Origin of the sequence: Micromonospora sp. C97, from assembly GCF_018070385.1 — a bacterium.
Lineage (GTDB): Bacteria > Actinomycetota > Actinomycetes > Mycobacteriales > Micromonosporaceae > Micromonospora > Micromonospora parva.
In genome coordinates, this window is the sequence record NZ_JAGPXU010000010.1 from 172,142 (window position 1) to 192,942 (window position 20,801).

General features: G+C 71.8%; 17 protein-coding genes. 12 read left to right on the plus strand and 5 right to left on the minus strand.

Features of this window, described 5'->3' with window-relative positions; all coding sequences use genetic code 11:
* Positions 1-52: 52 nt before the first annotated feature.
* Positions 53-523 (plus strand): GNAT family N-acetyltransferase, encoded by a 471-nt coding sequence (locus KBX26_RS16410; RefSeq protein ID WP_210865796.1) that lies wholly within the window; start codon positions 53-55, stop codon positions 521-523.
* A gap of 233 nt (positions 524-756) precedes the next feature.
* On the opposite strand, the gene KBX26_RS16415 is transcribed toward KBX26_RS16410, so the two are convergent.
* Positions 757-2,862, minus strand: coding sequence for a glycogen debranching N-terminal domain-containing protein (locus KBX26_RS16415; RefSeq protein WP_210865797.1), 2,106 nt, complete (start codon positions 2,860-2,862; stop codon positions 757-759).
* Between the two features lie 146 nt (positions 2,863-3,008).
* Here KBX26_RS16415 and KBX26_RS16420 point away from each other — a divergent pair, with 146 nt between their 5' ends.
* The 4 genes from KBX26_RS16420 to KBX26_RS16435 all read left to right on the plus strand — a co-directional run bounded on the left by KBX26_RS16420 (position 3,009) and on the right by KBX26_RS16435 (position 7,356).
* On the plus strand, positions 3,009-3,998 hold the full coding sequence (locus KBX26_RS16420) for a LacI family DNA-binding transcriptional regulator (protein WP_210861581.1): 990 nt from the start codon (positions 3,009-3,011) through the stop codon (positions 3,996-3,998).
* 24 nt (positions 3,999-4,022) lie between these two features.
* Entirely contained in the window at positions 4,023-5,273 is a 1,251-nt protein-coding gene (locus tag KBX26_RS16425) for an extracellular solute-binding protein (protein ID WP_210861580.1), read from the plus strand.
* Positions 5,274-5,345: 72 nt separating this feature from the next.
* Positions 5,346-6,467, plus strand: a complete 1,122-nt coding sequence (locus KBX26_RS16430) for a carbohydrate ABC transporter permease (protein WP_030336863.1) — start codon at positions 5,346-5,348, stop codon at positions 6,465-6,467.
* 1 nt (position 6,468) lies between these two features.
* The gene (locus KBX26_RS16435; protein ID WP_030336860.1) at positions 6,469-7,356 is read left to right on the plus strand and encodes a carbohydrate ABC transporter permease; all 888 of its coding nucleotides are present in this window, start codon (positions 6,469-6,471) and stop codon (positions 7,354-7,356) included.
* 43 nt (positions 7,357-7,399) lie between these two features.
* Here the strand turns inward: KBX26_RS16435 and KBX26_RS16440 are convergent, their stop codons facing one another.
* Positions 7,400-7,975, minus strand: coding sequence for a GNAT family N-acetyltransferase (locus KBX26_RS16440; protein ID WP_030336858.1), 576 nt, complete (start codon positions 7,973-7,975; stop codon positions 7,400-7,402).
* Positions 7,976-8,010: 35 nt separating this feature from the next.
* Here KBX26_RS16440 and KBX26_RS16445 point away from each other — a divergent pair, with 35 nt between their 5' ends.
* Positions 8,011-9,285 (plus strand): glycosyltransferase 87 family protein, encoded by a 1,275-nt coding sequence (locus tag KBX26_RS16445; RefSeq protein ID WP_030336857.1) that lies wholly within the window; start codon positions 8,011-8,013, stop codon positions 9,283-9,285.
* Here the strand turns inward: KBX26_RS16445 and KBX26_RS16450 are convergent.
* Entirely contained in the window at positions 9,184-9,735 is a 552-nt protein-coding gene (locus KBX26_RS16450) for a GNAT family N-acetyltransferase (protein ID WP_030336855.1), read from the minus strand. The genes KBX26_RS16445 and KBX26_RS16450 overlap by 102 nt on opposite strands.
* Positions 9,736-9,814: 79 nt before the next feature.
* On the opposite strand from KBX26_RS16450, the gene KBX26_RS16455 reads away from it, so the two are divergent.
* From KBX26_RS16455 to KBX26_RS16480, 5 genes are all read left to right on the plus strand, one after another.
* Complete coding sequence (locus KBX26_RS16455) at positions 9,815-11,044, plus strand: winged helix-turn-helix domain-containing protein (RefSeq protein ID WP_210860208.1); 1,230 nt, start codon at positions 9,815-9,817, stop codon at positions 11,042-11,044.
* A 55-nt stretch (positions 11,045-11,099) separates the two neighbouring features.
* Positions 11,100-11,621 carry a DUF2752 domain-containing protein gene (locus KBX26_RS16460; protein ID WP_307857826.1) on the plus strand — a complete coding sequence of 174 codons (522 nt, stop codon included), beginning with the start codon at positions 11,100-11,102 and terminating at the stop codon, positions 11,619-11,621.
* Between the two features lie 929 nt (positions 11,622-12,550).
* Complete coding sequence (gene thyX, locus KBX26_RS16470; RefSeq protein WP_124816891.1) at positions 12,551-13,291, plus strand: FAD-dependent thymidylate synthase; 741 nt, start codon at positions 12,551-12,553, stop codon at positions 13,289-13,291.
* Between the two features lie 47 nt (positions 13,292-13,338).
* Positions 13,339-14,265, plus strand: coding sequence for a 4-hydroxy-tetrahydrodipicolinate synthase (dapA, locus tag KBX26_RS16475; protein ID WP_210865800.1), 927 nt, complete (start codon positions 13,339-13,341; stop codon positions 14,263-14,265).
* 52 nt (positions 14,266-14,317) lie between these two features.
* The gene (locus tag KBX26_RS16480) at positions 14,318-16,006 is read left to right on the plus strand and encodes a ribonuclease J (RefSeq protein WP_030336843.1); all 1,689 of its coding nucleotides are present in this window, start codon (positions 14,318-14,320) and stop codon (positions 16,004-16,006) included.
* 64 nt (positions 16,007-16,070) lie between these two features.
* Here KBX26_RS16480 and KBX26_RS16485 read toward each other — a convergent pair whose 3' ends face one another.
* On the minus strand, positions 16,071-17,729 hold the full coding sequence (locus KBX26_RS16485) for a YbjN domain-containing protein (protein ID WP_081884068.1): 1,659 nt from the start codon (positions 17,727-17,729) through the stop codon (positions 16,071-16,073).
* A complete protein-coding gene (locus tag KBX26_RS16490) occupies positions 17,726-18,205 on the minus strand; it encodes a YbjN domain-containing protein (RefSeq protein ID WP_030336839.1) in 480 nt (159 codons plus the stop codon). Before KBX26_RS16490 ends, KBX26_RS16485 begins: the two co-directional genes overlap by 4 nt.
* 113 nt (positions 18,206-18,318) lie before the next feature.
* Between KBX26_RS16490 and KBX26_RS16495 the strand changes: the two genes are divergently transcribed.
* Complete coding sequence (locus KBX26_RS16495) at positions 18,319-20,775, plus strand: DNA translocase FtsK (RefSeq protein WP_036412384.1); 2,457 nt, start codon at positions 18,319-18,321, stop codon at positions 20,773-20,775.
* The last annotated feature ends 26 nt before the right edge of the window (positions 20,776-20,801 follow it).

Below are 20,801 nucleotides of genomic sequence, written 5' to 3' on the forward strand. Positions count from 1 at the left end.
CGTGACGGAAACTGTCCAAGATCTCTCTGTCCGGGCCGGGTAGCATCCGCCGATGATCGATAACGCACACCTGGATCGGCTCGGTCGGCGGGTCACACTCCGGCCGGTCGACGACGACAACTGGCGAGCGGTCGCCGACGTCGCCCCGCGCGACGACCAGCGCCGGTTCGTGGCCGCGCTGGGTGCCCGCTACCTGCTGCTCAGCATGCGCTCCGACGTGTGGAACTCCCTGGCCGTGTACGCCGACGAGACCGTCGTCGGCCACGTCATGTGGGGGGTGGACGACGACGGCTCGCACTGGATCGGCGGGATGCTGATCGACGCCGCCGAGCAGGGCCGGGGCGTCGGCCGGGCCACCGTGCAAACCCTGGCCCCCTGGCTGGCGGCCCAGGACGGAAACCCCCCGGTCCGCCTCTCGTACCACCCCGACAACACCCCAGCAGCGGTCCTCTACACCTCCCTGGGCTTCCACCCCACCGGCGCGATGGACGACGACGAGCTGGTCGCCGAACAAGCCCGCTGACCCCCACCCCCGCGATCTTGCACTTTCTGCGGTGGCACAAGGGGCATTCCACGCATCCCGACAAGCGAAACCGCAAGATCGCCGGAGCCGCCCGGTCTGACCCTGTGTCGATCATGGAGTTGTGGTGCCTCGCAGAAGGGGCACACATGGAGCTTTCGCCCATCACAACTCCATGATCGACGGGGCCAGGGCCAGGGCCAGGGCGAGGGCGAGGGCGAGGGCGAGGGCGGGGGTTATTGGGGGAGGGGTTGGGTGGTGGGGCGGCGTTGGGTGGGGAGAGGTGGGGTCAGGGGGGTGGGCAGGCCGGTGATGGTGGCTTCGCCGGTGCGGTCGACGGTCACCGTCACCGGGGTGTCGGCCACGCGCAGGCTGTCGACGTGCAGCGCGCCGAGTTCGGGCCCGGCCAGCGGCGTCAGCCGGACCGTGCCGGCCGGTACGTCCGGGTAGAGCCCCGTGGCCGCCTGTAGCAGCAGCACCGCACCCGCCGCGGCCCAGGCCTGCGGTCGGCACGCGGCCGGGTACGGCACCGGACGGTTCACCAGTGCCCGGTCGTCGCCGCCGTACAGCTCCGGCATCCGGTAGTCGAACGCCTCGGCCGCGCTGAGCAGTCCGTCGGCCAGGCCGAGGGCGGCGTCGCGGTGCCCGGCGCGGGCCAACCCACCGAGCACGATCGCGGTGTCGTGGGTCCAGATCGAGCCACAGTGGTACGACAGCGGGCTGAAGCCGACATCGTCGCTGGACATGGTGCGCAGTCCGAACCCGGCGGCCATCGTATCGGTGGTGAGCAGGTGCGCGACCTGCGCCTCCTCGTCGCCGTCGAGCAGGCCGGTGCCGAGCAGGTGGCCGATGTTGCTGGTCAGCGAGTCGACGGGGCGCTTGTCGCGGTCGAGGGCCAGCGCTGGTTGTGGGCCGTGGCGGCCGTCGACCCAGAAGCTCTTCCGGAACCGGTCGACAAGCGCGGCGGCGTGCTCGCGCCAGCGGTCGGCGCCCGGTCGGCCGAAGGCGTCCAGCAGGGCGGCCCCGTTCACGGCGGCCTCGTGCGCGTACCCCTGCACCTCGGCAAGCACGATCGGCGCGGTGGCCAGGGTGCCGTCGTGGAATCGGACGGCGTCTCCGGAGTCCTTCCACCCCTGGTTCGACAACCCGCGACCGGTGGTGTCGACGTACTCGACCAGGCCGTCACCGTCCGGGTCGGCGTGCTCGCCGAGCCAGCGCAGCGCCGCCTCCAGGTGCGGCAGCAGGGGCTCGATCTGCTCGGCGGGCATTCCCCACCGCCACGCGTCGTGCAGCAGGTTGACCCAGAGCATGGTGGCGTCGACGGTGCCGTAGTACGCCGGTGGAAGGTGCAGGCCGTTCTCGGGCAGGGCGAACTCGTGGCGCCGCAGCTCGTGCAGGATCTTGCCGGGGGCCTCGCCGGTCGTCGGGTCGATCCGGGTGCCCTGCCGGCGGGCGAGGACGCGCAGGGTGCCGGCGGCCAGGTCGGTGCCGAGCGGCAGCATCATCCGGGCGGCCCAGAGGCTGTCCCGGCCGAACAGGGTGAGGAACCAGGGCACCCCGGCGCCGAGGAACACGTCCCCCGGGGCGCCGGTCTCGGCCAGCCGGAGGCCCCGCAGGTCGTCGAGGCTGCGATCGAGCAGCCGGACGAGGCGTCGGTCGTCGGCGCTCACCTCGGGTCGGGACCATTCGGGCTCGCCGGCCGGGCCGACGACGACGGCGCGCGGGTCGTCGACGGCCAACTGCCAGCGCAGCACGGTCTCGCCGCCGGGGGGCAGGTCGACCGGCCAGACCAGCCGGGGAGTGGTGGCCCGCTCGCCGTCGGCGAGCACGTCGGCGCCTGGCGCGGTGACGGTGACGGTGATCCCGGTGCCCGTCCAGGTGAGCGTGCCGGGCTGGCCGGTGCTGGCTGCCAGCGCGTCGGTGGCGCGACCGGACTTGACGACCTCGATGGGGGCGAGGTCGCAGCCGAGGTCGACGGAGACGGTGGCCCGTACGCCAACAGTGGCGGTGGAGCGGATGCGCAGCTCCTCGGTGAGACCGTTGCGGGTGGCCCGGCGGGTCCGGTCGACCCGGACGGTGGGGTCGGGTGTGGGGTCACCGAGCCAGCGGGCCAGGCTCACGAAGTGCGCGCCGTGCGGTCCGACGTCGCCCCGGGTCAGCCCTTCGAGCTCCTGGTCGTCGACAAGCAGCTCGGCGCGGGAGAGCACCCGGGCATCGGCGTGGAAGACGCCCTGGACGCCGGTCGGGCGGATCTGCCCGGTCGCGTCCCCCAGCGCGCTGGTGGGGGCGAAGACCACCCCGACCAACTCGTGCAGGAGGGGTTGCAGCTGGCGTTCGATCACGGTGTGGCTCCAGATCCTCGGGGTGCGGGGCGGACGTCTTGACAACGCGGCCCCTGGCGGTGCAAAGTGCGAAACATTCCAGAAACTTGAACGATCCAATCCTGCCTTATCCAAATTGGATCGTTCAAGATGGCGAGAGGGATTAAGTGGCCGAAAAGGTGACCATCGCGACGGTGGCCCGGCACGCCCGAGTCAGCCGGCAGACGGTGTCCAACGTGCTCAACGCCCCGCACATCGTGCGGCAGGAGACCCGTCAGCGGGTCGAGGACGCGATCAACGCGCTCGGCTACCGGGCCAACCAGGCCGCCCGGCAGATGCGCACCGGCCGGTCCCGCCTGATCGCCGCCCGGATCGAGCCGACCCGCGACGGCATCAACGGCTCCGTGCTCGACCGCTTCCTGCACGGCCTCACCGAGACCGCCGACGCGGCCGGCTACCGGGTGCTGCTCTACACCGCCACCGACGACGAACGGGAGATCGCCACCTACGGCGACCTGCTCGGCACCTACGAGTTGGACGCGTTCGTGCTGGTCGGCACCAAGTACGGCGACCCGCGTACCCAATGGCTCGCCGACCGGGACGTGCCGTTCGTGACCTTCGGCCGCCCGTGGGACGCGCTCGACGCACACCCCTGGGTGGACGTGGACGGCGCCGCCGGCACCGCCCAGGCCACCCGGCGGCTGCTGGACGCCGGCCACCGGCGGATCGCGTTCATCGGCTGGCCGGTCGGCTCCGGCGTCGGCGACGACCGGCGGGCCGGCTGGCGCGACACGCTGCACGCGGCGGGCGTCGACCCGACCGGGCTGCACCGGGAGACCGAGGACGGCATCGCCGAGGGCGAACGTCTGATGCGTGACCTGCTCGTCGCCGTGGCGCCGAGCGCGGTGGTCTGCGCCAGCGACTCGCTCGCCCTCGGCGCCCTCCAGGCGATCCGCGGCGTCGACCCGTCCGTGTCGGTGATCGGCTTCGACGACACACCGGTGGCCGCGGCGGTCGGGCTGACCAGCGTCAGCCAGCCGCTCGGCGAGGCCGCCGCCCGCTGCGTGGACCTGCTCACCGGGGTCCTCGACGGCGACCACGAGACCCCCAACCCCGTGCTGCTCCAGCCCTCATTGGCACTGCGGCACACCGCGTAGCCACACCCCCCACCAGGAGAAACCATGGCACCTCGAACAATCACCCGGGCAGCGGTGGCGGGCCTCGCCGCCGTCGCCCTCCTCGGCTCCGCGGCCTGCGGCAGCGGCTTCGACGACTCCTCCGGCGACACCGCCCAGTCCAGCGGCCCGGCCAGCCTGCAGATCCTCATCGGCTCGTCCGGCGAGGCCGAGACCAAGGCCGTGCAGGACGCCGCCGCGACGTGGGCCAGCAGCTCCGGCAACACCGCGACGGTGACCCCGGCCCAGGACCTCACCCAGCAACTCGGTCAGGCGCTCGCCGGCGGCACCCCACCGGACGTCTTCTACGTGGACGCGGCCCAGTTCGCCAACTACGCCAGCGTCGGCGCCCTGGAGCCGTACGGCGACAAGGTCAGCAACTCCGGTGACTTCTACGAGAGCCTGCGTACCGCCTTCACGTACGACGGCAAGCTCTACTGCGCGCCCAAGGACTTCTCCACGCTGGCCCTGCAGATCAACACGGACCTGTGGACCAAGGCCGGGCTGACCGACGCCGATGTGCCGACGACCTGGGAGCAGCTCACCGCCGCCGCCCAGAAGATCAAGGCCAAGGGGCAGGTCCCGCTGGCCCTCGGCGACACCCGGGACCGGATCGGTGCCTTCATGGTGCAGAACGGCGGCTGGCTGGTCAGCAAGGACGGCAAGCAGCCCACCGCTGACACCCCGGAGAACCTCGCCGCCCTCCAGTACGTCAAGACCATGCTCAGCACCGGGCTGGCCAAGTACCCCAAGCAGCTCGACGCCGGCTGGTCCGGTGAGGCGTTCGGCAAGGGCAAGGCCGTGATGACCATCGAGGGCAACTGGATCAAGGGTGCCCTGCAGAACGACTTCCCCAACGTGAAGTACAAGGTGGTGGCGCTGCCGGCCGGCCCCAAGGGGCAGGGCACGCTCTCCTTCACCCAGTGCTGGGGCATCGCCGCGAAGAGCAAGTACAAGGATCAGGCGATCAAGTTCGTCGAGGCGATGACCAGCGGCGAGCAGCAGATGACCTTCGCGAAGGCGTTCGGTGTCATGCCGTCCCGCCAGTCGGCGCGCGACCAGTACACCGCCGCCTTCCCGGCGGACAAGGTGTTCGTCGACGGCGCCGCGTACGCCCAGGGCCCGGTGAACGCCCCGAAGATGGACAGCGTCCTCAAGGACCTCGACACCGGGCTGCAGGGGCTGGCCAACGGTGACCCCAAGACCGTCCTGCAGAACTTCGACAAGAACGCCAAGGCTGCGCTCGGCGGCAGCTGAGGTGACGGCGGGGGCTCCGGCGACCACCGGGGCCCCCGCCGCACGTCGGCCGGAGAGAGGAAGGGAGGGAAGATGGCAACCGAGACACTGACCGCCACGGCCACCGCGACCGGGTCGAGCCCGCGCCGACGCGGGGGCGGCACCCGACGCGACGAGAACCTCGCCGGCTGGCTCTTCGTCGCCCCGGTGATCGTCATTCTCGGACTGTTCCTGCTGCTGCCCATCCTGATGGCGCTCTGGGTCAGCCTGACCGACTGGAACGGCCAGGGCAGTCCCTTCACCGGCGACGTCCCGTTCGTCGGCGCGCGCAACTACACCCAGTTGTTCACCGAGGACGGGCTGGCCCGGCGCGACTTCATGACCAGCATCCGCAACAACATCTACTACGTGGCGATCGTGGTGCCGGCGCAGACGGTGCTCGCGCTCGGCCTGGCCCTGGTCGTCAACAACCGGATGCTCAAGGGCAAGAGCTTCTTCCGCAGCGCCTTCTACTTCCCCTCGGTGACCAGCTCGGTCGCGATCAGCGTGGTGTTCCTGTTCCTCTTCGCCAACTCCGGCGCGGTGAACGCCCTGCTCGGCTTCGTCGGCATCGACGGGCCCGAGTGGTTCGCCGATTCCCGGGGCGTGCTGCACCTGCTGTTCGGCGTGTTCGGCGTCGACTCGCCGCCGGCGGCGCTGGCCGACGGCGGGCCGTTCGGGCTGAGCTGGTGGGACTGGTTGGCCGGCCCGAGCGTGGCGATGATCTCGATCATCACGTTGGTCGTCTGGACCACCTCCGGCACGTTCATGCTGATGTTCCTGGCCGGGCTGCAGAACGTGCCGGTCACGCTCGACGAGGCCAGCACCCTCGACGGTGCGTCCCGGTGGCAGCGCTTCCGGTACGTCACCCTGCCGATGATCAGGCCCACCACCTTCCTCGTGCTCACCCTCGGGATGATCGGCTCCTGGCAGGTCTTCGACCAGGTGTACGTGATGAGCCAGGGCGACCCGGCCAAGACCACGCTCACCCCCGCCTACCTGTCGTACCGGACCGCCTTCCGGGACTTCGACTACGGCTCCGGGGCGGCGATCTCGTTCGTCCTGTTCCTGATCATCATCGTGCTCACGCTGATCCAGCGCCGCGCACTGGCCGAGCGGGACACCGACCGGCCGCGCCGCGGCTGGCGGCGTCGCCGCGTACCGGAAAGGTCCTGAGATGGCCGTGCTCACCGACCGCCCGGCGGCGGTGCCCGCGCGGCGTCAGCACCGCGCGGCCCGCACCCTGGCCACCCGCTTTCTGGGGTACGCCACGCTGGTCTTCTTCGGGCTGGTGTTCCTCTACCCGTTCGTCATCCAGATCGGCAACGCGCTCAAGACCGAGCCCGACGCGGCGGCGAACCCGCTGTCACCGTTCCCGGACCCGCTCACCCTTGCCGGCTTCGAACGGATCTTCGCCGGCACCAACTTCCCCCTGTGGCTGGGCAACTCGCTGCTGGTGACGGTGCTGGTCACCCTCGGCCGGGTCTTCTTCGACTCGCTCGCCGGGTACGCGCTGGCCCGGCTGCGGTTCCGCGGCCGCAGCGGGCTGTTCGCCGCCGTCATCGCGGTGATGGCGGTGCCCGGGGTGGTGCTGCTGATCCCGAAGTTCCTGGTGCTCAACCAGCTCGGCATCTACAACAGCTACGCCGGTCTGGTGGTGCCACTGCTGGCCGACGCGGCCGGCGTGTTCATCATGAAACAGTTCTTCGAGTCGATTCCGGTCAGTGTCGAGGAGGCCGCCCGGATCGACGGGGCGAGCATCTTCCGCACCTTCTGGTCGGTGGTGCTGCCGATGGCGAAGCCGGCCCTGATCACCCTCACCATCCTGTCGTTCCAGGGCTCCTGGAACGAGTTCCCGCACAGCCTGGTGTCCGTGCAGGACCCGGACCTGTTCACCCTGCCACGCGGGTTGGCCGACCTGGTCAGCGGCTCGCTCGGCAAGGGCACCCAGTACCCGCTCAAGCTCGGCGCCGCGCTGCTGGCCACCATCCCGGTGGCGATCATCTTCGTGGTGTTCCAGCGCTACTTCGTCCGCGACGCCAACGACGGCTCGGACAAGGGCTGACCTGGTTCGGTGTGGCGGCCCCGATCCGGGTCCGCCACACCTGTCACTCGACCTTCTCGGCCGGAACGGCGACGTGCAGGCGCACCTGAGGCACCAGCATGTCGTCCACGTCGAGCGCGCGGGCCGCCCCGTCGGGCTCCCACCCGGTGCTGGTGAGGAACTTCCGGGTGGCCTCGTCGCCCTCGAACGCCCAGGCCACCGCCCGGCTCAGGCCGTCCTCCCGCCACAGGTCGACGGCGGCGGCGAGCAGCCGACTGCCGTGCCCCCGCCGGCCCCAACGCGGCTCCACCAGCAGGTCGGTCACCGCCGCCACGTCCGGGCCGAGCGCCTCGGCCGGCTCACCCGGCGCCAACGCCTCGCCGTCGGCCGGGCCGGAGGCCGCGAACCCCACCAGATACGATTGCTCGGCCTGTTCGACGGCGACCAGCACCCGGTGCTTGCCCGAGGGCGGCTCCAGCACCGCGGCGCTCCACCGCCGGGCGAGGAACGCCTCGTCCAGGTTGTCGAGCACATGCCGAGGCAGGATCCGGCGGTACGCGACCCGCCAGGTCGCGAGTTGGATGCGTGCGATCTCGCCGGCGTCCTCGGGACGCGCCGGGCGGACGTACCCGAGAGCCATGGGACGGAAGCCTACGCAGGGCGGGGGAGACGACGGTGGCGCAGGGTGCCAACAGGACGACCGCGCAGGTCGTCGGGGTGGTGGTGCTCGCCGCGGCGGTCACCGGGTTCCTGGCCGTGGCTGCCGTCCGGCACGGCTTCTTCGACCTGAAGGTCTACTACGGTGCGTTGACCTGGTGGGTGCACGACGGCGGGGAGATCTACGACTACCTCAAGCCGGGCACCCAGTACGGCTTCACCTATCCGCCGTTCGCCGCACTGGCCATGCTGCCGATGGCGTACCTGCCGTGGACGGCGGCGATCGTGGTGAGCGTGCTCGCCAGCGTGGCCACCACCACGGTGCTGATCTGGTGGCTGGTCGACCCGATCGCCCGCCGCGCCGGCTGGACCCGGTGGTTCGCCCTCGCCGTGGCGCTCTGCCTGGCCGCCGCGTTCGAACCGATGCGGGAGACTGTCAACTTCGGCCAGGTCAACACGCTGCTGCTCTTCCTGGTGGCGGTGGACCTGCTGCGGCTGCTGCCGGCGGGCAGCCGGTGGACCGGAGTGGGCATCGGCCTCGCCACAGCGATCAAACTGACCCCGGGCGTGTTCATCGTCTACCTGCTGGTGACCGGGCGGTGGCGGGCCGCGCTCACCGCCAGCGGCACGGCTGCCGGGGTGTCGCTGCTGGCCGCCGCGCTCTTCCCGGACGCGTCCCGGGAGTTCTGGACCGAGGCGCTGTGGAACACCGGTCGGGTGGGTGAGCTGGCCTTCGTCTCCAACCAGTCGCTGCGCGGGGTGGTCGCCCGGCTCGACCCGGAACACCCGAGCACGCTGCTGTGGCTGCTGCTGGTGCTCGGCACCCTGGCGCTCTGGGCCTGGCGGTCCCGGGCCGCCGTCGCGGCCGGCGACGAGGCGACCGGCCTGGCGCTGACCGGTGCGGTGATGTGCCTGGTCAGCCCGGTCACCTGGGTGCACCACCTGGTCTGGCTGCTGCCCGCGTTGATCCTCCTGGTGGACAACGCGATGGCCGCGCCGGCCGGCCGCCGACGGCGGGTCCTGCTGGTCGCCGCGACCATCGGGTACGCGCTGCTGATCAGCCGCACCGTCTGGTTCTGGGAGAAGGACTTCACCGGGGTGGACGGCTTCCTGGGCAGCAACGCCTACGTGTGGATCAGTCTGGCGCTGCTGGCCTTCCTGCCGATCCGCCGGTGGCTGACCCCGCACGGGTCAGCGGTCGAGGCGTCCGGCGTACCGCAGCTCGACCAGCCCGACCGGCGGGCCCCCGCCGGCCAGCGGCACCTGATAGGTCGACCGCTCACCGTCCGGTGACAGGCCGGCGCGCTCGCAGAACCGACGGGCCCGCCGGTTGTCCGCCAGCACCCACGCCCGGTACCCCGCCCAGCCGCGCTCGGTGAGCCCGCTCCGGGCCGCGTCCAGCAGCGCGGCGGCGGTCCCGTCACCCCAGCGGGCCGGCTCCACGTAGAGCGCCACCACCTCGCCGACCGTCTGGTCCAGGTCGTCCCGGTCCTGGTTGCGGCGGTACGGCCCGAAGGTGGTGAAGCCCACCACCAACCCGTCCACCTCGCCGAGCAGTGTGGTGAACGGGTGCTCCGGATCGGCGGTGCCGACGTCGCGGCGACGCTGCGCCCAGGCCACCACGTTGAGCCGCCCGAGCACCTCGTCCGGCATGAAGCCGGCATAGCCCGCCTGCCAGCCGTGCACGTGCACCCGGGCGACCGCCTCGGCGTCGTCCGGCTCCTCCCGACGGATGGTCAGCATTGCACCGTTCTATGCCTCGTTGGTCGTCACGTCCAGCTTCCCGCACCGGCGTCGTACCGATGAATTAAGGTCGCCGACGATGACCACACCGGAATCACTCTCGCTCGCCCAGGCCCGCCGCGTGGCGCTCGCCGCACAGGGCTTCGCCGACCCGGCGCCGACGGGTGTGCCCACTCGCCGGCACCTGCGTCGGGTGCTGAGCCGGGTCGGGCTGATCCAGATGGACTCGGTCAACGTGCTGCAACGCGCGCACTACCTGCCGCTCTACAGCCGACTCGGGCCGTACCCGACCACACTGCTCGACCAGGCCGCCTACCGGCGCCCGCGGGAGCTGTTCGAGTACTGGGGCCACGAGGCGTCGTTGGTCCCGGTCGAGCTGCACCCGTTGCTGCGCTGGCGGATGGCCCGCGCACACAGCGAATCCTGGGGCGGCATGCGGCGGATCGCGCAGGAGCAGCCGGAGCTGGTCGCCTGGGTCCGCGACGAGGTGGCCGCCCGGGGGCCGCTGACCGCCGCCGAGATCGAGCACGACGCCCCCCGGGAGACCGGCAACTGGGGGTGGAACTGGTCGGCCGTCAAGCGGGCCCTGGAGTTCCTGTTCTGGGCCGGGGAGGTGGCCGCCGCCGAGCGCAGCACCTCGTTCGCCCGCCGCTACGACCTGCCCGAGCGGGTGCTGCCGGCGGCGGCGCTGGCCGCGCCCACTCCGAGCGACGCCGAGGCGTACCGCACGCTGGTGGCCCTCGCCGCGCGGTCGCTCGGGGTGGCCGCCGAGCCGGAGTTGCGCGACTACTTCCGGTTGCCGTTGGCCGGCGCCCGGCAGGCCGTCGCGGAGCTGGCCGAGGCAGGTGAGCTGGTGCCGGTCACCGTGGCGGGCTGGCGACAGCCGGCGTGGCTGCACGCGTCCGCCCGGTTGCCGCGCTGGGTGCGCGGCAACACACTGGTCAGCCCCTTCGATCCGTTGATCTGGGAACGTGCCCGCACCGAGCGGCTGTTCGACTTCAGCTACCGGATCGAGATCTACGTCCCGGCGCCACAGCGGGTCTACGGCTACTACGTGCTGCCGTTCCTGCAGGGCGACCGGTTCACCGCCCGGGTCGACCTGAAGGCCGACCGTAAGGCCAAGGTGCTGCTGGTCCCGGCCGCCTGGCTCGAGCCCGGCGCCGACCCGGGGGAGACGGCGGTGGCGCTCGCCGCCGAGCTGTACCGGCTGGCCGGCTGGCTCGGCCTGGACGCGGTGGCACCGCCCGCGGCCGGCGACCTGGCCGGTCCGCTCACCGCCGCGTTGGCCGGCGTGTCCGGTGTACCGTGAGCGCGTGACGAGCGTTCCCGGACCGGTCGACAAGCCGCAGCCCGCCCCCGGGGCGGTGCACCAGGCCGCCCTGGCCGACGGTTCGGAGGGTTGGCCGGCGACCCCGCCGGGCGGTTACCCGGCACCCGAGCCGGACCGGCTCACCCGGTTCGTGCTGCGGCTCTACGAACGCTCCCCGCGCTGGGCGGTGCCGCTGGCCGCGGTCGGCTGCGTCGCCGTCGGTATGAGCTACGCGCTGCTCAGCAATCCGACGCACGCCGACCCGGATGCCGCGCCCACCTGTCTGCTCAAGTTGACCACCGGGTTGGACTGCCCGGGCTGTGGTGGCACCCGCGCCCTCTGGTACGTGCTGCACGGGGACCTTCCGGCCGCCGCCCGACACCACTTCGTGTTCATTTTCGCGCTGCCGTTCCTGGCGTACCTCTTCGTGGCCTGGGCAGGAAGTCAGGCGTTCGGGTGGCGAATGCCCGAGCTGCGGATCAGCTCGAAGGTCATCGGCGGCTTCCTGGCCGCATGGCTGGCCTTTTCGGTGCTCCGCAACCTGCCCTGGGCGCCGTTCACCTCGCTCTACGTCTGACCCCGTCGTCGCCCGACGCGCTGGTGCGCCGAGGTGCGCCATCGCCCGACGCGCTGTCCCGGCGTTCCTCGTCACTCATCCGCACACCCTCCGTCGTCTCCGTCCCGTCCGGCCCGCTGGTGCCCCGATGCTCCAGCGCGTAGATGTAGGGCTGGCATGCGTTGTTCGGCGTCCTTTGGAGCTGATCCGTTTACGACATCACGGGCCTCCTCCGCCGGTCGCCACTTGATCGACTCGGCATTCAGAAAACGGGGCCATCCACCCGACCCGGACACCCCGACTTACAGAAACGCGAGTCGATCACCAGTAGGCAGCCGGCAACCGCGCTCGCGGCGCACAGCGGCCGACGCATTCGCCCCGGGATCGTGCTCGATCCTGGATGTAGTGGTGTCAGGCGCGGGGGCTGCCACTACATCCAGGATGTTGCATGATCTGTGGGTGGAGCGGCTGCCAGGCCGCTCGGGTCGTTCGGGCCGCTCGGGTCGTTCGGGCCGCTCGGGTCGTTCGGGCCGCTCGGGCCGCTCGGGCCGCTCGGGTCGTTCGGGTCGTTCGGGCCGCTCGGGCCGCTCGGGCCGTTCGGGCGCGCTCGTCAGGTTGGGAGCCCGTCCTCGGTAGAGAGACGTGCCTGGTCGAGACAGCCCGATCCACCGTGCTGATGTCGCAAACGATTCAGCTCCAAAGGACGCCGATGGAACTGCCCGCCCCGATCCCGGGCCCAGCAACGATGGCGCCGGACGCCGGACGCCGGACGCCGGACGCCGGACGCCGGACGCCGGACGCCGGACGCCGGACCGGACGCCGGACCGGCCCCCTGGATCCCGGCCCGGGCTTCGGCGGCGCCACCACTGCCTGAGTGATCGACATTGCACGGGGCGCGCCTGAGTTGGGCCGACCGGCACCGCACCACTACAGTCCCAGGAATGCCGGACATGGTGCAGCCCCAGGTCAAGTTGATCGCGTGGACCCAATTCGCGGCCCCGGACGACGTGCCGTGGTCGACCGACGCGGAGGGTGGCCAGGCACTCGCGGAGTTCGCCGGTCGGGCCTGCTACCAGTCGTGGAAGAAGCCGAACCCGGCGACCGCCACCAACGCCGGCTACCTGGCGCACATCCTCGAGGTGGGTCACCTCAGCGTGCTGGAGCACGGGTCGGTCACCTTCTACTTCACCGGGGTGTCCCGCTCCTTCACCCACGAGCTGATCCGGCACCGGCACTTCTCGTACTCCCAGCTGTCCCAGCGGTACGTCCCGGAGCGGGACGCGGCCATGGTCGAGCCGGCGGTCATCGCCGACGACCCCGAGCTGCACAAGAAGTTCGTGGAGGCGGCCGAGGCGAGCGTTCGGGCGTACACCGAGTTGCTGGAGGGCCTCGAGCAGCGCTTCTCCGACGAGCCGAACCCGACGCTGCGCCGTAAGCAGGCACGGCAGGCGGCCCGGGCGGTGCTGCCCAACGCCACCGAGACCCGGATCGTGGTCTCCGGCAACTACCGGGCCTGGCGGCACTTCATCGCGATGCGGGCCACCGAGCACGCCGATGTGGAGATCCGTGAGCTGGCCGTCGAGTGCCTGCGCCAGCTGCAGGGTGTCGCCCCGAACGTGTTCGCCGACTTCGTGATCTCCACGCTGCCGGACGGCACCGAGGTGGCGGCCAGCCCGCACGAGGCGTCCTGAGCCCTTCCCCGGCAGGGCCCGGCTGGTCGTCCGCTAGGTTGGAGGGTATGACGCACGACCACCTCGACGCCGCGGCCCGACCGGCGTCCCGCCCTTTCGGCCGGCTGCTGACAGCCATGGTGACCCCGTTCACCCCCGACGGTTCCCTCGATCTCGACGGCGCCGCCCGGCTGGCGAGCCACCTGGTCGACGAGCAGGGCAACGACGCGCTGGTGGTCAACGGCACCACCGGTGAGTCGCCGACGACCACCGACGCGGAGAAGGAACACCTGATCCGGGCCGTGGTGGAGGCCGTCGGTGACCGCGCCAAGGTGGTCGCGGGCGTCGGCACCAACGACACCCGGCACACCATCGAGCTGGCCGCCGCCGCCGAGAAGGCGGGTGCGCACGGCCTGCTGGTGGTCACCCCGTACTACAACAAGCCGCCGCAGAGCGGGTTGCTGCGCCACTTCACCGCGGTGGCCGACGCCACCGGCCTGCCGGTGATGCTGTACGACATTCCGCACCGCTCCGGCGTGCCGATCGACACCGAGACGCTGGTCCGGCTCGCCGAACACGGCCGGATCGTCGCGGTCAAGGACGCCAAGGCCGACCTGACCGCGACCAGCTGGGTCACCAGCCGCACCACCCTCGCCTTCTACAGCGGCGAGGACGCGCTCACCCTGCCGGCGCTGGCCGTCGGCAGCGTGGGCGTGGTCGGCACCTCGACGCACTTCACCGGGGCGCTGACCGCACAGATGATCGAGGCGTACGACGCGGGGGACATGCCGACCGCGCTGTCCCTGCACCGGCGGCTGCTGCCGCTGTTCACCGGCATCTTCCGTACCCAGGGCACGATCCTGGTGAAGGCGGGCCTGGCGTCGCTGGGCCTGCCGGCCGGCCCGGTGCGACCCCCGCTCGTGGACGCCACCGACGACGAGATCGCCCAGCTGCGCGCGGACTTCGCGGCAGCGGGCCTGGAGCTGCCCGAATGAACGAACGAAACGATGGACGTCGAGTGACGGCGTCGCAGAACGAGGTGGACGCGTGACCGAGGCGCACATCGGGGCGGAACTACCCCCGCCGTTGCCGGAAGGCGGCCTGCGGATCATTCCGCTCGGCGGGCTCGGCGCCATCGGTCGGAACATGACCGTCTTCGAGTACGACGGCAAGTTGCTGATCGTCGACTGCGGGGTGCTGTTCCCCGACGTCGAGCAGCCGGGTGTGGATCTGATCCTGCCCGACTTCGGCCCGATCCTGGACCGGCTCGCCGACGTCCAGGCGATCGTGCTGACGCACGGCCACGAGGACCACATCGGCGCAGTGCCGTACCTGCTCGCCCACAAGCCCGACATCCCGCTGGTCGGCTCCCAGTTCACCCTCGCCCTGGTCGAGGCGAAGTTGGCCGAGCGGCGGATCCAGCCGTACACGCTGACCGTGCGGGAGGGTGGCCGCGAGCGGCTCGGCCCGTTCGAGTGTGAGTTCTTCGCTGTCAACCACTCGATCCCGGACGCCCTCGCGGTGGCCATCCGCACCCCCGCCGGCCTGGTGCTGCACACCGGCGACTTCAAGATGGACCAGCTCCCCCTGGACGGTCGGATCACCGACCTGGCCGGCTTCGCCCGGCTCGGCGCCGAAGGCGTCGACCTGCTGCTGTCCGACTCCACCAACGCGGAGATCCCCGGCTTCGTCACCCCGGAGCGGGAGATCGGGCCGGTGCTCGACTCGATCTTCGCGAAGGCCAAGGGCCGGATCATCGTGGCCTCGTTCGCCTCGCACGTGCACCGCGTGCAGCAGGTCTTCGACTCCGCCGCCGAGCACGGCCGCAAGGTCGCGCTGATCGGCCGGTCCATGGTCCGCAACATGGGCATCGCCCGGGACCTCGGCCTGCTCAACATCCCGGCCGGCCTGGTCATCGGGATCGAGGAGGCGACCACGCTGCCGCCGGAGCAGATCGTGTTGATGTCCACCGGTTCGCAGGGTGAGCCGATGAGCGCGCTGGGCCGGATGGCCAGCGGCGACCACCGGCACATCACCATCGCCCCCGGCGACACGGTCGTGCTGGCCTCGTCACTGGTGCCCGGCAACGAGACCTCGGTCTACCGGGTGATCAACCGGCTGGCCCGGGCCGGCGCGGTGGTCGTGCACAAGGACGTGGCCAAGGTGCACGTCTCCGGGCACGCCCCCGCCGGGGAGCTGCTCTACCTGCTCAACGTGGTCCGCCCCAGCAACCTGATGCCCGTGCACGGCGAGTGGCGTCACCTGCGCGCCCATGCCCGGCTCGGCATCGAGTCCGGGGTCGCGGCCGACCGGGTGGTGCTCTGCGAGGACGGCGACGTGGTCGACCTGGTCGAGGGTCGGGCCAGCCTGGTCGGGCACGTGAAGAGCCGGTACGTCTACGTGGACGGCCTCGCCGTCGGTGACGTCAGCGAGTCGTTGCTCACCGAGCGGCGGATCCTCGGTGACGGCGGTTTCATCGCCACCACCGTCGTGGTCGACTCGGTCACCGGCAAGGTGGTCGCCGGCCCGACGCTCTCCGCGAAGGGCTTCTCCGAGGACCCGGAGGCGTTCAACCCGGTGGTGCCGCTGGTCACCGAGGCGCTCAACCGGGCCGCGGCCGACGGGATCACCGACCCGCACCAGTTGCAGCAGATCGTCCGGCGGACCGTGGGGCGGTGGGTCAACGACAAGTACCGTCGTCGGCCGATGATCGTGCCCACCGTCGTCGAGGTCTGAGCGACGTCCGCTGACGCCGGTCCACCCGAACGGGGTGGGCCGGCGTTCGCCGTGTTCGGGGCGGTCAGGGCAGCGCGGCGACCGCCTCGGCGTACGCGACGCCGGTGGCGATGGCGGCGTCCATGAGGACCCGCAGCTGCGCCGGGGCGACCCCGTGCGCCAGGTCGGTGGCCACGTCGCCGGCAAGCACCAACTCGTCGCCGAGGTCGTGCGCGTACGCCTTGGGCAGCAGCCGGTCGTGGTTCCACGCGTTGCAGAAGGCGTACGCCTCGGCGCGGCGGGCCGCCGGCAGCCGACGGTTGGCCATGGCTCGGGCGTGCAGCACCTCACCGCGCTCACCGGCCCGCCGAAACTGGATCACCGCACCGTCAAAGTGGCCGACCACCGTCCCGCCCTCGTCCAGCACGTACCGGTCGCCGCGCCCGTCCAGGACGGCGGTGATCATGGTGAGGGAGAGCGCGGACACCTCGCGTTCACCCAGCTCGGCCTCGACGTCGCGGCGGTCGGTGTCGGGATCGTCGTGCCCGGCACCGTCGTCGTCGGTGGGCAGCGGAACCAGCGCCGCGAGGGGGTGCTCAGCCAACCAGGCGGCCATCCGTCCGGAGTGGTGCCCGGTCCCGTTGCGCGCGTCGAAGCTGCCGGCCAACTCGCTGGCCACCCCGAGCAGCAGCGCCCCGAGCGAAGCCACGTCCAGCTCGGTGGCGGTCCGCTCGCCGTACGCCGGGCGGGGCATCGTCCGCCCGCCGAGCCCTGCCTCCACGGCCAGCGCACAGACCAGTGCCCCGGCGGCGGCGAACTCCATGGCGGCCAGATCGTCGGTCGGCCGGTCCAACCGGGGCAGCTGCTCGGCCAGAATGGCCAGGCCGCGTTCCAGGTGCCCGCCCAGCGCGCAGAACCGCAGGTGCGCGGCGAGGTGCCCGAATGCCGCCCGCTCGTGCCGGTGCCGGCGGTAGGCCCGCACGTGTGCCGCCGCCGCCCGCGCCGGCTCGCCGGTACGCAGCGCCGGCAGCAGACCGGCGACCAGGTCCCGCTCGGGCTGGTCGGTGCAGGACCGTGGATCGCCGTCGGATGCGTCGAGTTCGGTGAGCGCGGCGCGCCACTCGCCCCAACCGGCCAGCAGCTCGGCACGCCGGGCCGAGGCGCAGCCCGGGCAGCCGCCGGCCGGGCCGGGCCGTTTCCCGGACCACCGCTCGTACCAGTGCCGGGCGGTGGGCTCGTCGCCCAGGTGATCGGCGATCCGGCAGTGCAGCTCCGCGACGGTCGGTGTGTCCGGGCCGTCCGCCCCGACGCGGTGGGCCAGGTCGTGCAGCAGGGACCGGGTCTGGTCCAGCCCGACCCTGGGGGTCCCGAGCAGCGCCTCCACCGCGTACCGCTGGTAGCGCAGCAGCAGCCCGTTCTCCGCGTCGGTGAGGAGGTCGGGCCGGTGGTCGGCGGCGGCCCGGCAGCGCCGGACCGGCTCGACCAGCCGCCACCGCTCCCCGTGCAGCAGGTACGCCTCGATCAGCGCGAACCGGGCGTCCATCCCGGACCGGACGTCGCCGGCCCCGTCGGCGCGTTCGGCGAGCCGTTCCAGGGCCACCTGCCGGGCCGAACCGTCGGGGAGGTCCCGGGCGTCGGCGAGCGCGGCCTCCAACGCCGGTACGCGGCCCCGGGCGAGGCGGTCACCGGGACCGGTGGGTGGCGTGCCGGTGCGGTTGCCGGTGGACTCGTCCCGGCCGGTCACGACGGCACCGCGCCGGGCAGTCGACGGACCGCCACGGCCAGCTGGCAGCCGGTGGAGATGCCACAGTCGAGCAGTTGGTCGAGCTGGTGGGGGGTCACCCCGCGTTCCAGGTCGGTGATCACCTCGCCGTACACCCGGGCTCGACCGTCGTCGTCGACGTGCACGAACGCCTTCGGCCAGAGCCGGTCGTGGTTCCAGGAGTTGCAGAACGCGTACAGGTCGGGAACCCGTTCGATGCCGAAGGTCGGATCGACCATGGTGCGGATCTGGAGCAGCTCCCCGTCACCGCCGACGCGGAGGAACCAGATTATGTTGTCGTCGAAGAGGCCCACCAGGTCGCCGTCGGGTGTCGGGCCGACGGACCGGCCACGGGCAGCGAGCACCGCGGAGACCAGGTCACCGGTCAGCGGACGCAGTGCGCCAGGGTGGCCGGCCAGCGGATCGTCCGGATCGCCCGCGAGTTCCGGCGACGCCATGGGGCATCCCTTCTGAGGCGGATATCACGACCGGCGGTGGGGTTCGTGTTACGACGCGCGGACACGACCCGGAAAAGCGGGGATCTGCCCGGCCCCACCGTTACCGTGACTCTATGGCGGGCCGTACCTCTCAGGCGAGCCGGCGGCGCGGCGCGTCGCCGCGCGGTGGCACCAACAGTCGTGCCCGTCAACCGGCGAAGAAGACCCGGGCACCGGTCCGACGGCGCACCACGCCGCCCCGACCCGGCCCCGCGGTCTACGTCGGCCGCGCGATCGGTGCACTGTGGATGGGGCTGGCCCACGGGATGGGCTGGGCCGTGCGCGCCGCCGGGCGGCAGGCCGCATCGGCCCGTGACCTCGACCCGGAGCACCGCCGGGACGGCGCGGGGCTGCTCATGTTCGGGCTCGCCCTGCTCTCCGCCGTGGCGCTCTGGCTGTCCGGAGCGGGGCCGGTGGGTGCGCGACTGGCCGACACGATCCGGCTGTTCCTGGGCGCGATCTCGGTGGTCGTACCGGTGCTGTTGATGATCGGGGCGTGGCGGCTGATGCGTCAGCCGGCGGACCCGGAGCACCGCGGCCGCGGGTTGATCGGTTGGGGTTCGCTGCTGGTGTCGACGGCGGCGTTGCTCCAGATCGGCCAGGACCCGGTGGACACCGTGGAACGTGACTTCGCCGGCGGCCTGATCGGCGCGGGCGTCGGTGGGCTGTTGGAGCGGGCGGTGACCGCCTGGGTGGCGGTGCCGCTGCTCGTCCTGTTGCTGCTCTTCGGCCTGCTCGTGGTGACCGCGACGCCGATCAACAAGATTCCCGAGCGGCTGGGTCTGCTCGCCGGCGGGCTGGTGGGCGCACCGGAGACCGACGAGGAGGTCGACGAGCCGGTCGCGAAGCCGGCCCGCAAGCGACCGGCCAAGCGGATGCCCCCACCACTGGACCCGGACGACTTCGAGGACCTGGACGGCGCTGACCTCCAGGAGACCATGGTGCTGCCGCGCAAGGCTCCGGCGAAGGTGCCGGCGAGCCGCAAGCCGCCGGTCGAGCCGCCGGAGCACTCGCCGGCGCCGACCCGGGCCGAGCAGCTCGCGTTGACCGGGCTGGCCGGGGACTACACCCTGCCGCCGGCCAACATGCTCAGCGCCGGGGCCGCCGCGAAGACCCGCAGCAAGGCCAACGACGAGGTGATCGCCGCGCTGACGGGCGTGTTCGACCAGTTCGATGTGGACGCCGCGGTCACCGGCTTCACCCGTGGTCCGACCGTCACCCGTTACGAGGTGGAGTTGGGCCACGGCGTCAAGGTCGAGCGGATCACCCAGCTGTCCCGCAACATCGCGTACGCGGTGAAGTCGCCGGACGTCCGGATCCTCAGCCCGATCCCGGGCAAGAGCGCCGTCGGTGTGGAGATCCCGAACACCGACCCGGAGAACGTCGCCCTCGGTGACGTGCTGCGCTCGCGGGCGGCGACCAGCGATCACCACCCGATGGTGGTGGCGCTCGGTAAGGACATCGAGGGCGGCTACGTGGTGGCCAACCTCGCCAAGATGCCGCACATCCTGATCGCCGGCGCGACCGGCGCGGGCAAGTCGAGCTGCCTCAACACCCTGCTGGTCTCCATCCTCACGCGGGCCACGCCGGACGAGGTCCGGCTGCTGCTGATCGACCCGAAGCGGGTCGAGATGACCGGCTACGAGGGCATCCCGCACCTGGTCACCCCGATCGTGACCAACGCCAAGAAGGCGGCCGACTCGCTGGACTGGGTGGTCCGCGAGATGGACATGCGCTACGACGACCTCGCCGCCAACGGGGTCCGGCACATCGACGACTTCAACCGCAAGGTCCGCAACGGCGAGATCAAGGCCCCGCCGGGCAGCGAGCGGGAGATGCGGCCGTACCCGTACCTGTTGGTGATCGTGGACGAGCTGGCCGATTTGATGATGGTCGCGCCGCGCGACGTGGAGGACTCGGTCGTCCGGATCACCCAGCTGGCCCGGGCCGCCGGCATCCACCTGGTGCTGGCCACCCAGCGCCCCTCGGTGGACGTGGTGACCGGTCTGATCAAGGCGAACGTGCCGTCCCGACTGGCGTTCGCCACCTCCTCCCTGGCGGATTCCCGGGTCATCCTCGACCAGCCGGGCGCGGAGAAGCTGCTCGGTCGTGGTGACGGGCTCTTCCTGCCGATGGGCGCCTCCAAGCCGGTCCGCATCCAGGGCGCCTGGGTCACCGAGCGCGAGATCGCCGACGTGGTGAAGTTCTGCAAGGACCAGCGGGAGCCGGAGTTCCGGCCGGACGTGCTGGCCCCGGCGCAGGAGAGCAAGAAGAAGATCGACGAGGACATCGGCGACGACCTCGACCTGTTGGTGCAGGCGGTGGAGCTGGTGGTCACCTCGCAGTTCGGCTCGACCTCGATGCTCCAGCGCAAGTTGCGGGTCGGTTTCGCCAAGGCGGGCCGCCTGATGGACCTGATGGAGACCCGGGGGGTGGTCGGGCCGTCCGAGGGGTCGAAGGCGCGCGACGTGCTGGTCAAGCCGGACGAGTTGGACGAGGTCCTGGGCGGCCTGCGCGGCGACGTGGACTGACCGACAGCCGACCCCGGACGCACGAC

Bases quoted from the DNA above. Each gene is read 5' to 3' on its own strand.
- KBX26_RS16410 (WP_210865796.1), top strand. From the start codon at position 53: ATGATCGATAACGCACACCTGGATCGGCTCGGTCGGCGGGTCACACTC.
- KBX26_RS16425 (WP_210861580.1), top strand. From the start codon at position 4,023: ATGGCACCTCGAACAATCACCCGGGCAGCGGTGGCGGGCCTCGCCGCC.
- KBX26_RS16430 (WP_030336863.1), top strand. From the start codon at position 5,346: ATGGCAACCGAGACACTGACCGCCACGGCCACCGCGACCGGGTCGAGC.
- KBX26_RS16435 (WP_030336860.1), top strand. From the start codon at position 6,469: ATGGCCGTGCTCACCGACCGCCCGGCGGCGGTGCCCGCGCGGCGTCAG.
- KBX26_RS16440 (WP_030336858.1), bottom strand. From the start codon at position 7,975: ATGGCTCTCGGGTACGTCCGCCCGGCGCGTCCCGAGGACGCCGGCGAG.
- KBX26_RS16450 (WP_030336855.1), bottom strand. From the start codon at position 9,735: ATGCTGACCATCCGTCGGGAGGAGCCGGACGACGCCGAGGCGGTCGCC.
- KBX26_RS16455 (WP_210860208.1), top strand. From the start codon at position 9,815: ATGACCACACCGGAATCACTCTCGCTCGCCCAGGCCCGCCGCGTGGCG.
- thyX (WP_124816891.1), top strand. From the start codon at position 12,551: ATGGTGCAGCCCCAGGTCAAGTTGATCGCGTGGACCCAATTCGCGGCC.
- dapA (WP_210865800.1), top strand. From the start codon at position 13,339: ATGACGCACGACCACCTCGACGCCGCGGCCCGACCGGCGTCCCGCCCT.
- KBX26_RS16490 (WP_030336839.1), bottom strand. From the start codon at position 18,205: ATGGCGTCGCCGGAACTCGCGGGCGATCCGGACGATCCGCTGGCCGGC.
- KBX26_RS16495 (WP_036412384.1), top strand. From the start codon at position 18,319: ATGGCGGGCCGTACCTCTCAGGCGAGCCGGCGGCGCGGCGCGTCGCCG.